The sequence below is a fragment of the Mesorhizobium sp. M1E.F.Ca.ET.063.01.1.1 genome (genome assembly GCF_003998155.1).
Taxonomy (GTDB): Bacteria; Pseudomonadota; Alphaproteobacteria; order Rhizobiales; family Rhizobiaceae; genus Mesorhizobium.
This window is the reverse complement of the sequence record NZ_RZSC01001444.1, coordinates 1-631: the sequence shown is the minus strand read 5'-3', so window position 1 is coordinate 631 and position 631 is coordinate 1. Positions and strand designations below refer to the sequence as shown.

The window sequence follows — 631 nt, the reverse complement described above, 5'->3', positions numbered from 1 at the left end:
CACGCGAACAATCAACGAAGGTATGACGCCTGCATGCCGACATCTCCAAGAATCCTGGCGCTGGGCGGCGCCCATATCGACCGGCGCGGCCAGGTGTCGGGTGCTTACGTGCCCGCCGCCTCCAACCCCGGCGTCATGCGCGAGGATGTCGGCGGCGGCGTCTTCAACGCGCTGCGCAGCGTGGTGAAGCGCGGCGTGTCGGCCTCGCTGCTTTCGGTGCGCGGCGGCGATGCGGCGGCTGAGACGGTCGCCTCGGCGATCGCCGGGGCCGGTATCGCTGACCTGTCGGTGGTATTCCTCGACCGCACGACGCCGAGCTACACGGCGTTGATCGACAGCGAGGGCGAACTGATCGTCGGCTTTGCCGATATGGGCCTCTACGACCTCGCCTTCCCCAAGCAGATCCGCCGCGCCAAGGGCCGCGAGGCGATCGCTGAGGCCGACGCGATCCTTTGCGACGCGAACCTGCCGACGGCGGCGCTGGAACGACTGGTGGCGCAGGCTGGCGACAGGCCGATCTTCGCCATCGCCATCTCGCCGGCCAAGGTCGTACGGCTGGCGCCGCTGCTCGGCAACCTCTCGCTGCTGTTCATGAACCGCCGCGAGGCGGCGGCGCTCGCCGGCGCTGACA

Annotated in this window: 1 protein-coding gene; it reads left to right on the top strand. The window is 69.4% G+C overall.

Features of this window, described 5'->3' with window-relative positions:
* Positions 1–33: 33 nt before the first annotated feature.
* The coding region (locus EOA29_RS39125) for a PfkB family carbohydrate kinase (RefSeq protein ID WP_245468826.1) at positions 34–631 on the top strand (598 nt) is incomplete at its 3' end.